The organism is Paenibacillus tundrae, from assembly GCF_030812775.1.
Taxonomy (GTDB): domain Bacteria; phylum Bacillota; class Bacilli; order Paenibacillales; family Paenibacillaceae; genus Paenibacillus; species Paenibacillus tundrae_A.
Genome location: NZ_JAUSTI010000009.1, coordinates 177,568 through 190,812, shown reverse-complemented (window position 1 = coordinate 190,812; position 13,245 = coordinate 177,568). Strand labels below are relative to the sequence as shown.

The following is a 13,245-nucleotide window of genomic DNA, read 5'->3' as shown; positions in this document are numbered from 1 at the left end:
CTGTAGTATCAATCTTTAAGCTGGGATTAAAATCGATCTCTTAGAGTTCCAATTCATCTGAAGTATAGAATTTGTCCCCTTGAAGGTGAGGCAGAATTAAGATCTTCACTTGATCAATCTTCTTGTCTCCGCCTGGACGCAGTGCAGCAAAAGCCTTACCAACACCCTCAAATCCGGTGTATGAAGTTACAATCTGCGATGGATCAAACTTCCCGTCTTTCATGTCCTTGAATGTCTCACCTAGCGCCGTATATGAGGTTTCTCCGTAGCCGGGACCTGTAATAAATTCCAATGTAATATTTTTATTAATGAGAGATGTTGGCTTGATTGTGTTATCTGCCATCGATGCACCCACAATGAGAAATTTAGTGTAGTGTGGTACAGAATCGATCATGCTATTGATCAGATTTCGAACGCCAGAGGCTTCAAATACATACAATCTTTGTGATGCATTAGCCAATTCGTTGTATACATCCACCGGATTTTGTTCCATCGGATTGACTACAGCATGAGCGCCATACGTCAGAGCAATATTACGTCGTGTCTCGGAAGGATCTGACACCACGATTGGATGAATTCCTCGGGTAGCCAAAGCAATAACAGCTCCTAGCCCCACTGTACCAGCACCTGTAATGATCGCTCCGCCTGTAGCATCGATCTCCGCTCGCAGAACGCTGTTGTAACCGGTTGCAAGCGGTTCAGTGACCGCAGCGTGATAAGGGTTTACCCCATCAGGTATTTTGTAATGTCCCCCATTTCCGACAAGAACACGTTCGGATAACCCGCCCGGATAGTCATTGGAATATCCAACGGTGTAAGGAACGCCATTATCGCCAATGACCCACGGTAGAATCACGAGCAGATCGCCGGGAGCATACTCCGTCACATGTTCACCGACCTCAATCACTTTGGCTGTAAACTCATGACCCAGAACAAGGTCTTTCGTAGGATCAAAGGCTTGTCCCACACTTCCTGCTTTGGTAACACTCTCCAGAAAATCCTCCGTATGTTCAACGGCTGAAAGATCACTTCCGCATATTCCTATGGCGAGGGGTTCTACTAACAATTGGTCTTGATTCGGTCGAAGTTCCGGTAATTCCTTGACTTCAAACTGACCTTGCTTGTACGTCACTGCTTTCATTGTGTCTGCACATCCTTTGTTGTTATTTCGTTGTACATTTAAATTATCAAAAACAATCTTTTTAATAATTATCTTACTTGCAAGATAAATAATACTCCTAAACTTTATTTTTTACAATTCATAATTTTGTCACTTGCAAAAATTAATTACGTGATATTATTCACATATCAAGCCATATCTGTAGGCATAAAACGCAAAAAAAATAGACGAAACAGATGATCTGCTTCGCCTATTCGCCTATATGGAGCTATTACTTTGAGATCACATTTCCCAGCAATTTTTTGTATACTCGGTTCCATGCTTGGATGTCTTCATCCGTTAACGAGCTAAAATGAGTAGATACCAGCTCTAATCTCATATCAAAAGCTTCTTGAACAACTTTTCTACCTAAATCCGTAATCTCATGAACAACAGAGCGTCGATCAATCGATTCATCGCGCGTTCTCACAATGTAACCTTTCTTAATCAACCTGTTGCAAATCCCTGTTATTCCTCCAGATGTAATATGTAGCGGCTCTGATAATTCTTTTGCCCGCTTTTGCCCCTCGGAAGCTAACATCTCCAGTATACTTACCTCAGTCATTGATAAATTCAGATGATTTTTAGCATTCCAGTCGGTTAACCAAATTTTATTAAACATGGAAGACATAAGTGCATTTTCAATAAGCAACTCTTCTCTTTGCTCTTTTTTATCCACGAAACCTAGCACCCCGTTTATAGTTCTAACACTTTTATTTATTATAACCCACCGATTTTATATTTGCACTCTGCCGCATCTCTACATAACTTCGTTCAATCGAATCCCATTTAGGCTAGAGATGAGGCGTTATCTTGCCCAATTTGGTGCAAACAGATTAGCGCTAAGGTCATATTCTCATATTCTAATATCCGTATACGGATCTAACCCAAAAACCCGCTTGAAGGAAACCTTTCCTTCAGCGGGTTTGTTTACTTTCATCCTGTCGTGTCGTGAATCAATCATTACTGCTTCGCGATTGTCTTGTCAGGAACAGCATCATAAATGAGATCACGACAATGGTACATGTCCACGCCCATGCCATCGTCTGATTCCCGGAATCCACAGCAACATAGATTGCCGTAGGCACCGTTTGCGTTTTGCCTGGAATGTTACCTGCAATCATAAGCGTAGCACCGAATTCACCGAGAGCACGAGCGAACCCCAATATAAACGCGGTCATCAATGCTCTGCTAGCCAGCGGCAGGGAAATGTACCAGAATACTTGCCACTCATTCGCACCAATGGAGCGACCTGCGGCTTCAAGGTCACGATCTATTCCAGAAAATCCAGATTTCATGGTTTGGTAGACCAGCGGAAAAGCGACCACAACCGCGGCTATTACCGCAGCCCACCAAGAGAAGATCACTGGCGCAGAGAAGATCGCTTCAATCCATTGACCAAGCAGACTTTTGCGTCCTAACAGCACAAGTAATAGGAATCCAACGACGGTTGGAGGTAACACAAGCGGAAGCATGAAGAACGTTTCCAGAAATATTTTGCCCCGGAACGAAGCACGCGACATCTTCCAAGCTACAGCAATCCCAAGCACGGCAGCAATGACACTGGATAGAAGAGCGACCTGAAGTGATAGTCGAACCGGCGACCAAAATACCGACCAGTCTATGGCGTTCACATTCATTCCGGAATGGAGAACCCGTATTTGGCGAACACGTCCAGTATCTCAGGTGACTGCAAATACGTATAGAATTGTTCCGCTTCTGTCCGGTGCTTCGTGCCTTCAATGATTCCTACTGGATAATTGGCTGGTGTGTAGCTATTTTTGTCTACTTCAAACGCAATCTTCACCTGATCAGAGGTCAACGCATCTGTTTTATATACAAATCCAGCATCTGCATTCCCCGTCTCAACGTACTGTAATACTTGTCTTACATCCTTACCCTGTACGAGTTTGCTCTCCAGCTGATCCCACAGCTTCGCATTGGTCAATGCTTCCTTGGCATATGTGCCCGCAGGTACACTTTCTGGAATGCCGATCGCAATGGTTTTCATTGTATCTGAGGTAAGATCCTTCTCACTGCTCACTTCATCCGCACGATCAGCAGTGACAACAGCCACTAAGGAGTTTTGGAGTAAATTTTGCTGATCTGCTTCAGCAATTAAATTCTCTTCTACGAGCGCATTTAAGTTTTTACTTGCAGCGGAGACAAAAATATCAGATGGTGCTCCTTGCTCGATCTGTTGCTGTAAAGCACCCGAAGCACCGAAGTTAAAATTCAGTTTAATGTTGGGGTTAGCCGCTTCAAAGTTGGTCTCAATTTCTTTCATCGCATCCGTCAGACTTGCAGCAGCCGAGATCGTTAACTCCACCGTTTCTTGGGGATCTACATTCCCTGTTGTATTGTTCTCCCCTGATGCTGTAGTAGACGCCGCGGCCCCAGTTACCGAGGACGCATCTGGAGAGCCTGTGTTCGTCCCACATCCGCTCAATACAAGAGCTAATCCAAGTGACATACTTCCCAGTACATATCCGATTCTCTGTCTCATCCATTCTCCCCCAAAGTTATGTTTCGTTATAATTAGATATAATTAACTATAATTCATTATACACAAGAGCATTAAAATGGGAAGGTGACATAGCTCACATTCTATTTTTAATGACATTTAGACCCGATGGTTGTACGCTCTCTGGTTTATGGTTCCCCTCAATTAATGGTATAGTACAAGAGACATCGATCAAGACGAATCATGCGATACCATAGATGAAGAAAAAGTATTTAACCCTAAAATACATCTATACCTTTCTCTCTTGAAAATGACTTCATCATACTTTGCCATCGTAATGGCGAGTGTCCTATATACATTTATTTTATATACCTTTGAAGGAGGATCTTCACTAATGACGGAGGAGCAATCCTACACGACCGAAGAAATATCGAAGCTACTCAAAATATCCAAACTGACGGTCTATGACCTGATCAAAAAAGGAGACCTCGTCGCTTACCGCGTAGGTAAACAGATGAGAGTGGACGCCACCGATCTGGAGGCATATAAACATCGCTCCAAACAGCTTCAATCCGGCGTTAATCGAACTGCTGCCGCGGAATCAGCAGCTCGCTCGCAGGAACCTAACGACAAAGCTACCGATTCAATGAATATGGACTCGGCTCTACACTCGGTATCCGCAACCGGCTCTCCATCTACCGTGACTGCATATCCTCCTGCCAGCTCTCAGCACAACCAGCTGTCTGCTCGCCATCTCGTCATTACAGGTCAGGATGTCAGTCTAGATATTCTCATGCGCCATATGGAGAAACAAACGCAGAATATCCGTCCACTCCGCTCATTCATGGGCAGCCTAGACGGGTTAATCTCGATGTATCGCGGTGAGTCTGATCTCGTCAGCACTCATTTACTTGATGGAGATACAGGAGAATACAACTTGCCGTATATTCGCAAAATTTTGATTGGTTGGTCTTACGTGGTTGTGAACCTTCTGTCACGCCCAGCTGGCCTTTATGTACCTCGAGGTAATCCGCGTGGCCTCAAGGATTGGAGTGACCTGAATCAGTCTGGTCTCCGATTGGCTAATCGTGAGAAGGGTTCAGGCGCACGGGTTTTGCTGGATGAGCAGCTTCGGCTCCACGGTATCTCTCCCTCCCAATTGACGGGCTATGATATGGAGGAAACCAGTCATATGGGCGTCGCAGCGAAAGTCAACACAGGTGAAGCTGATGTAGGCGTGGGTATAGAGAAGGCCGTTCGGCTCATTGGCCAGGTTGATTTTATCCCCCTTGTGCAGGAGCGATACGATCTAGTTATGCTCAGAAAACAAGGAAACGAAGCGTGGGTAGACTCGGTATTACGTATCTTGCAATCCTCCGAATTTAGGCAGGAGCTGCAAGCGTTTGAAGGCTACGATGTCTCACGTACAGGGGAAATTTTATACGAGGTGTAACATTGGGGTACTCTGATGTATTAACACATCGCAAGTGTGACTCCGAAAAGATGTATGTAGTGTTTATATCTAGATGACAGTGATAAATATAATTATAAAAATAACGCCGCTGCAATGATCTGCAGCGGCGTTGTTCTGTTCTATCCGTCAGACCTAAGCATTAGCGCCAAAACACGCCTGCTTCATCTCGTTCCACCTGTTCAAGTACATCCTCAAAATGCTGGCAAGGTTGTATCGCATCTACTGTATCCCAGCGATCATGCTTATCCTTGGCAAACACCTTCCAGCGATGCTCATCCCACTCGAATCTGGCAATATCCAGCTTGTCCCATCGGTAACGCTCCTGGGCTGGTCTTTCTTCGGTCAGAATTAGCTCATTCTGATGCATACGATAGGTCAACTTCACCATCGTTCGCAGCGGCGCAGGTACTTTCTCGTGAATATACCCGTTCAGTATGGACTCGATTCGGCAAACGGTAAAGGAGTCTAGCATGGTGTTACCTCCCCATCTGGTCTAATACAGACAATCCAACCGACTTCTGAACACGCTTATGAACACATAGACACATTCGTTACCAGCTTGACTTTGTCACACCAGGGATCTGTCCTTTGTGAGCCAGTTCACGGAAGACAATCCGTGATACTTTGAATTTGCGTAGGTATCCTCTTGGCCGACCTGTTACCTCACAGCGGTTTTTCAATCGAGTAGGAGAGGCATTGCGTGGTAGTTTCTGCAACGCTTCGTAATCTCCTTTTTCTTTGAGCTCACGGCGCAGCTCTGCATATCGAGCTACAATGGCTTGACGTTTTTTCTCACGAACAACTTTTGACTTCTTGGCCATTTTTACATCTCCTTATCGTTTGGGTATATGCCTCTTAAACCACCGCATCTACAGGCCATGGCAGTGGATTATCAAACCCTGTCCAATCGGATTGCATCTCATCATCACTAAGTAAACACTGATCCAGTTCTTCTTCTATGATGGCTCGGTCCATCTCAATTCCGATCATAACTAGCTCGGTCTGGCGATCCCCCCACTGGGCATCCCACTTCGCTCGAACCTCAGGCTCGCTCTGCCAAATTTCTTCCCGATCCGCTTCCGGCAATGCCGCCACCCAGTGTCCCGCTGGTCCAAACTGGATCGATGGCCCGGCTTGGCTAAGACTGGCTGCCACATCTCCTTCAGCTGCGAGCCAGACCAACCCTTTTGCACGTACAACTTCTTCCGGCCAATAACTCATAAATTCCGCCAGACGAGTAGGATGGAATGGTTTTCTGCGGCGGTACACGAAGGAGCCTATGCCGTATTCCTCTGTCTCAGGAGTATGTGTTTCTTTCTCCAGTTCCTGAATCCATCCGGCAGACATACTCACTTGTTCGAAGTCGAAACGGCCTGTGTTCAGAATTTCGGACGGATGCACTTGCCCATTCACTGTGCGGATGATTTTGGCATGAGGCTGAAGCTTGCGAATGATGCCTTCAAGCTTATTCAACTCCACCTCATCGACCAGATCACATTTGTTCAACAGCAGCACGTCACATGTCTCAATCTGGTCGATCAACAGATCTACGACATCCCGTGTATCGTCATCCCCGGTAGCCTGATTCCGATCCAGAAGACTCTGTCCTGAAGCAAAATCATGCCAAAACCGGTTAGCATCCACAACGGTAACTAAGCAATCCAGTTTAGCTAGACGGGTCAGATCAATACCCGATTCTTCATCGGCGTATGTAAAGGTCTGAGCAACCGGAACGGGTTCACTAATGCCTGTCGATTCGATCAGAATGTAATCAAACCTGCCTTCGTTCACCAGCTTCTCAATCTCCTGCATCAGATCATCCCGCAATGTGCAGCAGATACAGCCGTTAGACAACTCCACCAGCTTCTCCTCCGTACGCGAGAGTGTCGCTTCTCCCCGAACTAATGCGGCATCAATGTTGACTTCACTCATGTCGTTGACAATCACAGCAACCTTCAAGCCTTGCCGATTATGCAGGATATGATTCAGAACCGTCGTTTTACCTGAACCGAGGTAACCGCTTAGCACCGTTACCGGCACTTGCTTTTGTGTCATGTGTATCTACTCCTTATAGGTACAGTTCACCTTGATGAACCTTAATAGTAATTATTACGATTAACAACAAAAACTATAATCCTGTTCGTCGCTGTTGTCAAATTATTTTTCACAACATCACCTTAATCTTGAATGCAAAAAAGGGCTTATGCCCTGTTATCCTGCGTTCTCTACCCTGATGATAGATCGAGGAAATTTCAGTTCCATAAGCCTTCACTACAAAAATATAAACAATCATATACTCACTCTACTGTTCAGTTCGCCACCACAGACCTGTCCCTATTGCCCGCTTCCATCCGCTCACGGAATAACACGACCAGAACCAATGCCACCACGGAGAGCAAGGTACAGATCATAAACATCGCTGAATACGAGCTTACTTGCACAATGATGCCCATAGCGAGTCCACCGAGAGAGAAGCCCAGATCGTACGAAGACATGAAGATGCCCATGAGCACATACCTGGAATCTGCAGGTAGCACGAAGGAGAGATAAGTCGTCAGTGTTGGATACAGCAAAGCTACGGCAAAACCGCTAAACACTGCCGAGAGATATACGAGTGACCCGATCGTCTCCAGCAGGCTAAGTAACTGCGTTCCCAGTGCTGCACTTAGCAGTAATCCTGCCATCAGCCAGGTACTCCAGCTCCCGTCTGACGGAATTTTTTTGCGTAGGATGAACCGGCACAGTATAACCACTAAACCTTGAATCGTTAGAAACAGCCCAGCACTCGCTGCCCCCGTGGACACCATATACAAGGGAAGAAACGTCGCCGTTGCCCCGAACACACATGAAGCAAAGAGCATCACTATACTGCTAATCAATAGGGGTGTACTACGCCAGATACCACTGAATGAACGCAGCATATCCCCTAATGTGTACGATTTGTTCTGTACTGTACTTTGGGGCAAATCCACGGAGTAGCCAATCAACAAGGGAAGTGCCGCGAGTCCCAATATCAGCACAGTGAACCACAGATCATTAGCATTCTCCCAGATCTGAATGGCCAGGATCGGGATTACCAGCGTCGGAACCATTGTAAACAGCGTGTACATGGACAAGCCTTGTGCACGGTCTTTATCCTCAAGCTTCTCTACAATTCCCGCTTGCATCGTCATTGAGAAAAACGCTGTTGCCACACCCTGCAATGCCCGCAGCCACAGATACGCCTCCACACCAAACACAACAAACAGCATCAGCGTTCCCGCATGCAGAAGCAGTAACCCCTTCATGACACGAAGCGGTCCATACTTGCCCAGCAGTTGCGCTGCAAAAGGTCTTAATAGCATACACGTGAACATGTATGCCCCCATCATGAGACCAATCTCCGCCTGATTCAACCCCGCTGCCTCGCTCCGTAAAGGCAGAATAATCGTCAGCGCAGCATTGGCTGCAAAAAATAAAAAAGCCAGCATATAAAACCGAAAAAAAGATAAGGATGCCGGGTTTAATTTTCCATGGGATGTCACAATTTCAGAATCCTTCAATGTATCGTACCTACTTTCTCTGGAAGTCAGCTCACAGATGTACCTGTGATCGCATTACGCCGTTCATAGGCAAAAACGATCATCACCGCTCCCAGAATAGCACAGATCATGTACATCATTGAATAGGAAAATACGTCAGCCAGTGGCCCCATGATCACACCACCAAGAGAAATACCCAAATCTGCTGTCGCAATAAACAAGCCAATCAATACATTACGGTTCAGCTGAGGTAATACAAATGACAGATAGGTCGTTAATGTCGGATACAGAATCGCTTGAGCAATGCCCATTAAAATCGCACCGACATAGAAGAGAAGAATCCCTCCTGAGGCCGACAAACTTACGCAAAGCGCAGCTAAAGCGAGCAGAAACATCGTGCCCATAATAAATGGGGCATGCCATCGTCCGTCCGAAGGAATCCGTTTCCTTAGCACAATTCGTGCCAGCACCACCGTCCCCGCTTGAAGCATTAGATAGATGCCGGCATTACCATTTGGAATCTGACTCGCATACAGCGGAATAAACGTTGTGACCGCCCCAAATACAATGGATGCACTGAGCATCAGTACACTACAGCGAAACAAGTGTGAATTCTTCACCAACTGTCCAAAGGACTCCCACATGCTGACAGACTGATCCGGTGCATTCCCTTCAGGCTGATCTTTATTCTTTTCTATTTTGGCGGTATAACCGAAGACTCCCGTACAGATGGCAATTCCGATTAACACAACTGTGAAATAATCCATGCCGCCAGCCTGCCAAATCCCTAATGCGAGCACTGGCCCCACAATGCCCGGGATGTAACTAAACAACGAATAATACGATATGCCCTGTGATCGATCTTTTTCCGGGAGTGCATCGATAATGCCAATTTGTAGAGCCATGCTAAAGAACGCCGTGGATACCCCCTGCAAAATCCGGGCTAATAGATATCCACCTAGACCCGTAAACGTATATAAAACGAGGGCAAATCCGTTAATAATCAGAATAAGACGTAAAATTTTGATTGGCCCGTGCTTTTGAATGATCTTGCCAGCCCATGGTCTAAAAAACATCGTCGTAAACATGTACGCACCCATGATTAAACCAATAGTTGTGCTGCTGGCTCCAAGGAATTCTCCCTGTAGGGGGATGATCACATTAAGAATAGCATTGGCACTGAAATAGAGAAGCACCAATATGTACAAACGCAAAAAAGGCCACGACATTGCTCCGCTCACAACGGGATAACCCCCTAGAATGTAATAAGATGTTTCAATAATTTCTTCGCATAATCAGACTGAACATCTTTCAGTTGCTCGGTAGGCATGATCTCTTCAATCTGACCTGCCCTGAAAATAATCACCCGGTCACAGATATAGGCAGCCGCCTGAATATCGTGAGTAATGAAGACATAACTCATCTTATAGATGTCTTTCAGCTCTTTCAGTAGTTGAAGCACCTGAATCTGAACAGACACATCCAGAGAACTGATCGCTTCATCAAATACGATACACCTTGGAGCTGTAGAGATCGCTCTGGCGATACAGACGCGCTGTGCCTCCCCACCAGATAATTCATGTGGATATTTGGAACGATAGGTGGAGTCCAATCCAACCTGAGTCAGCAACAGATTTACCTTTTCCATCATACCCTGCTCACTCTTCTTCAGCGCTTGCATCGGCTCCATAATGGCATCCTCCACCGTAAGAAACGGATTCATGGAGGACGTGTAATTCTGAAACACAGCGCTGATATTGCCGATCCGGACGCGCCGGTCACTCACACTTCTTCCTTCAAACTGGATCACGCCACGATCCGGCCTCTCAATGCCCAGAATCAATCGTCCCAAGGTAGATTTGCCACTTCCACTCTCACCGATAATGCCCAGACATTCGCCCTGCTTGCACTCAAAGGTAACGTCGCTCAGAATCTGCTGTTGTTGTTTTGAGAACAGTCCGCCTTGGTTATATGATTTGCCAACTCCATCTACCTTCAGCATCTATGAGCCCTCCTGCATCAATGTCTTGAAATGATTACTCAGCTCTAATCGGGTAGATACCAGATACTGCGTATAGGCATGTGCGGGCTCCGTTAATACAGACTGCATGCTGCCCCGCTCCACAATCATTCCATCCTTCATGACCATCACATCGTCCGCAATTTTCTTAACGACACCCAGGTCATGGGAGATAAAGATCATGGAACAGCCGATGCGTTCACGCAATTGAATGAATTGTTCCACCACTTCGTATTGGGAGATCGTATCCAGTGCTGTGGTTGGCTCGTCCGCAATAATGAGAGCTGGTTCGAGCACCAATGCTAGTGCAATCATGATCCGCTGCAGCATCCCGCCAGACAACTGATATGGATACTGCTTCAGGATCTCAGGAGGGTTCTTCAGCATGACACTTTCCATCGCATTGCAGATTCGGCGCTCTATCTCACGGGCATTCCAATCAAAATGCTGCTGTAGTGTCTCTCGAATATGGACGCCAATCACACAGGAAGGATCGAATGCACTCATGCCATTTTGCAAAATCATACATAGCTGCTTGCCTCTCTTGCGCCTCATCTCTTGTTCCGTCAGCGCATTCAGATCCTCACCCTGAAACAACAGCGTGCCTGATTGACGAATCCACGGCTTATTCAGCCGCATTAGCGCCCTACATGTGACCGATTTACCGCTACCACTCTCACCAACAATCGCTAAGCAACTTCCCTGCTTAACTTCGAATGAACTGTCATGAATAATGACTTTGCCTGTATTGGTGTCCCATACTTTCAGGTGTTTAGCCTCGACTATATTCATAAGCTGTCTTTCTCACCTCGCTTTCGTGAGGTTGGACGGACTTGCCCTGTGAAGTCATCAGTTTAGGATCTAGAGCAACCTGAAGTGCATCCGATAAAAAATTAAATGCCGACACAACGATCACAATTGCCAGCCCAGGTGCCAACATTAATTCGGGTCTAGAGAACATAACTTCTCTAGCTTCATTAAGCATCATGCCCCACTCTGCATGAGGTGCCTGAATACCCAGCCCTAGGAAGGATAGTCCCGACACTTGCAACATCATTGAGCACATCGCTCCACTAGCGATGACCGCAATATCCGCAAAGGTAACCGGCACAATATGCCTGGTAATGATTTTCATATTAGGTATGCCAGAAGCTTTGGCGAATTTCACATAATCCATGTCAGTGAACTGCATGACAGAGGTTCGGATGACGCGGGCAAACCAGGCCCATTTCATCCACACAAAAGCAATCAATATATTTTCCAGACCGGCTCCCAAAATCCCCACCACAGCCAGTGTCATCACATAACCGGGGAAAGACAGCATAATGTCACAGATTCGCATAATCCACGCATCCACTCTGCCCTTGAAATACCCTGCTACAAAGCCGACTATTGCTCCGATCAGCACAGACAACGCCAAGGCAACGAGCACCCATAACACACTGGGACGAATGCCATAAATGAGCCTGGATAACACACATCTGCCGAGATGATCATTGCCTAACAGATAAGTCCAGGAGGAAGAAGCATAACGAAGCTTCATGTTAACGGCTCCAGGATCATGCGGTGCAATGAAAGGGGCAAAGATGCCCACAATAATCGTAGCCAAAATGATGGACAACGAGGTTATTGCAAGCTTATCTCTGCTCAGATTTTTCAGTATTCGCATCAGAATTCCTTTCTTAACCTTGGATTCATCGCAGCATTAATAATGTCGGAAAGGGTGTTGAACAGGACAAAGGTGACCGCCAAAATAAGTACATAAGCCTGAATAATCGGGAAATCTCTACTTAAAATGGACTTCACACTAAGCCTGCCGAGCCCTGGCCAAGCAAATACATTTTCAATGACAACGGTGCTGCCCAGCACAATAGGAATGGCCATACAGAAGATCGATACCGCCACTTGCAGTGAATTACGCAAAATATGAAGCATGACCTTCCTTTCACTCAGACCGCTTGCCCGCGCGTACAACACATAATCCTCATTCATATTGCTTAACATGGAGCTGCGAACGGTTCTAAAGTAAATGCCCGTATAACTAACCGTGATAACAATAACCGGCAGAATATAGCTGTGATACGAGTCCATTCCACTCGTCGGCAATAGATCCAGCTTGACGGAGAAGTACCAGATCATGATCGCTGCAAGCCAGTAAGACGGCATCGCCGTAAGGAAAAACGAAATGCCTCTGACCGATTGATCCAGCCATTTTCCTTCCCGCATCGCGCAGACCACACCTAGCAGTATCGATAACGCAATAATAAATACCGAGGAAACTAACGTTAATTTCAACGTATTCAGAAATGCCGGACCAATCAGCGACCACACAGACTCACCGGATACATAGGAGTGACCAAAATCAAACTGTATAACGGCCATCGCCCAGTTCATATATTGGATCAGAAACGGCTGATCAAATCCCAGTTCTTTATTCGTTTGGGCAATGAGTTCAGCCGTAATCTGCGGAACTTCCTGTGCTTGTAATACCACGACTGCTGGTTCCAAGGGCGATAGGTTAATGAGCACAAATGTTATAAATGAAATCACAATCAGTAAAGGGATAGCTAACAGAATTCGTTTGACGATATACCTTCCCATATCCAT

Annotated in this window: 14 protein-coding genes; 1 reads left to right on the top strand and 13 read right to left on the bottom strand. The window is 46.1% G+C overall.

The window, feature by feature from the left end; translation table 11 throughout:
- Nucleotides 1-40: 40 nt before the first annotated feature.
- From J2T19_RS17580 to modA, 4 genes are all read right to left on the bottom strand, one after another.
- Entirely contained in the window at nucleotides 41-1,141 is a 1,101-nt protein-coding gene (locus tag J2T19_RS17580; RefSeq protein WP_307217959.1) for a zinc-binding dehydrogenase, read from the bottom strand.
- 250 nt (nucleotides 1,142-1,391) lie between these two features.
- Nucleotides 1,392-1,838: a MarR family winged helix-turn-helix transcriptional regulator gene (locus J2T19_RS17575; RefSeq protein WP_307217957.1), complete on the bottom strand. Its 447-nt coding sequence runs from the start codon at nucleotides 1,836-1,838 to the stop codon at nucleotides 1,392-1,394.
- 277 nt (nucleotides 1,839-2,115) lie between these two features.
- Nucleotides 2,116-2,799: a molybdate ABC transporter permease subunit gene (gene modB, locus J2T19_RS17570; protein ID WP_307217955.1), complete on the bottom strand. Its 684-nt coding sequence runs from the start codon at nucleotides 2,797-2,799 to the stop codon at nucleotides 2,116-2,118.
- Nucleotides 2,796-3,665, bottom strand: a complete 870-nt coding sequence (gene modA / locus J2T19_RS17565) for a molybdate ABC transporter substrate-binding protein (protein ID WP_307217953.1) — start codon at nucleotides 3,663-3,665, stop codon at nucleotides 2,796-2,798. Before modA ends, modB begins: the two co-directional genes overlap by 4 nt.
- A gap of 352 nt (nucleotides 3,666-4,017) precedes the next feature.
- Between modA and J2T19_RS17560 the strand changes: the two genes are divergently transcribed.
- Nucleotides 4,018-5,076, top strand: a complete 1,059-nt coding sequence (locus J2T19_RS17560) for a helix-turn-helix transcriptional regulator (protein WP_307217951.1) — start codon at nucleotides 4,018-4,020, stop codon at nucleotides 5,074-5,076.
- Between the two features lie 160 nt (nucleotides 5,077-5,236).
- On the opposite strand, the gene J2T19_RS17555 is transcribed toward J2T19_RS17560, so the two are convergent.
- The 9 genes from J2T19_RS17555 to opp1B all read right to left on the bottom strand — a co-directional run bounded on the left by J2T19_RS17555 (nucleotide 5,237) and on the right by opp1B (nucleotide 13,239).
- A complete protein-coding gene (locus tag J2T19_RS17555; protein ID WP_307217948.1) occupies nucleotides 5,237-5,569 on the bottom strand; it encodes a DUF3024 domain-containing protein in 333 nt (110 codons plus the stop codon).
- Between the two features lie 79 nt (nucleotides 5,570-5,648).
- Complete coding sequence (rpsN, locus tag J2T19_RS17550; RefSeq protein WP_128103379.1) at nucleotides 5,649-5,918, bottom strand: 30S ribosomal protein S14; 270 nt, start codon at nucleotides 5,916-5,918, stop codon at nucleotides 5,649-5,651.
- A gap of 34 nt (nucleotides 5,919-5,952) precedes the next feature.
- Nucleotides 5,953-7,152: a GTP-binding protein gene (locus J2T19_RS17545; protein WP_307217944.1), complete on the bottom strand. Its 1,200-nt coding sequence runs from the start codon at nucleotides 7,150-7,152 to the stop codon at nucleotides 5,953-5,955.
- Nucleotides 7,153-7,406: 254 nt separating this feature from the next.
- Nucleotides 7,407-8,621: a staphylopine family metallophore export MFS transporter CntE gene (gene cntE, locus J2T19_RS17540; RefSeq protein ID WP_442418856.1), complete on the bottom strand. Its 1,215-nt coding sequence runs from the start codon at nucleotides 8,619-8,621 to the stop codon at nucleotides 7,407-7,409.
- 44 nt (nucleotides 8,622-8,665) lie between these two features.
- Nucleotides 8,666-9,859 (bottom strand): staphylopine family metallophore export MFS transporter CntE, encoded by a 1,194-nt coding sequence (gene cntE / locus J2T19_RS17535; protein WP_307217940.1) that lies wholly within the window; start codon nucleotides 9,857-9,859, stop codon nucleotides 8,666-8,668.
- A gap of 14 nt (nucleotides 9,860-9,873) precedes the next feature.
- Entirely contained in the window at nucleotides 9,874-10,620 is a 747-nt protein-coding gene (locus J2T19_RS17530) for an ABC transporter ATP-binding protein (protein ID WP_307217938.1), read from the bottom strand.
- Nucleotides 10,621-11,430 carry a staphylopine uptake ABC transporter ATP-binding protein CntD gene (gene cntD / locus J2T19_RS17525; RefSeq protein ID WP_307217936.1) on the bottom strand — a complete coding sequence of 270 codons (810 nt, stop codon included), beginning with the start codon at nucleotides 11,428-11,430 and terminating at the stop codon, nucleotides 10,621-10,623.
- Nucleotides 11,411-12,307 (bottom strand): staphylopine uptake ABC transporter permease subunit CntC, encoded by an 897-nt coding sequence (gene cntC, locus J2T19_RS17520; RefSeq protein WP_307217935.1) that lies wholly within the window; start codon nucleotides 12,305-12,307, stop codon nucleotides 11,411-11,413. Before cntC ends, cntD begins: the two co-directional genes overlap by 20 nt.
- Nucleotides 12,307-13,239 (bottom strand): nickel/cobalt ABC transporter permease, encoded by a 933-nt coding sequence (opp1B, locus tag J2T19_RS17515; RefSeq protein ID WP_307217932.1) that lies wholly within the window; start codon nucleotides 13,237-13,239, stop codon nucleotides 12,307-12,309. Before opp1B ends, cntC begins: the two co-directional genes overlap by 1 nt.
- Nucleotides 13,240-13,245 lie beyond the last annotated feature (6 nt).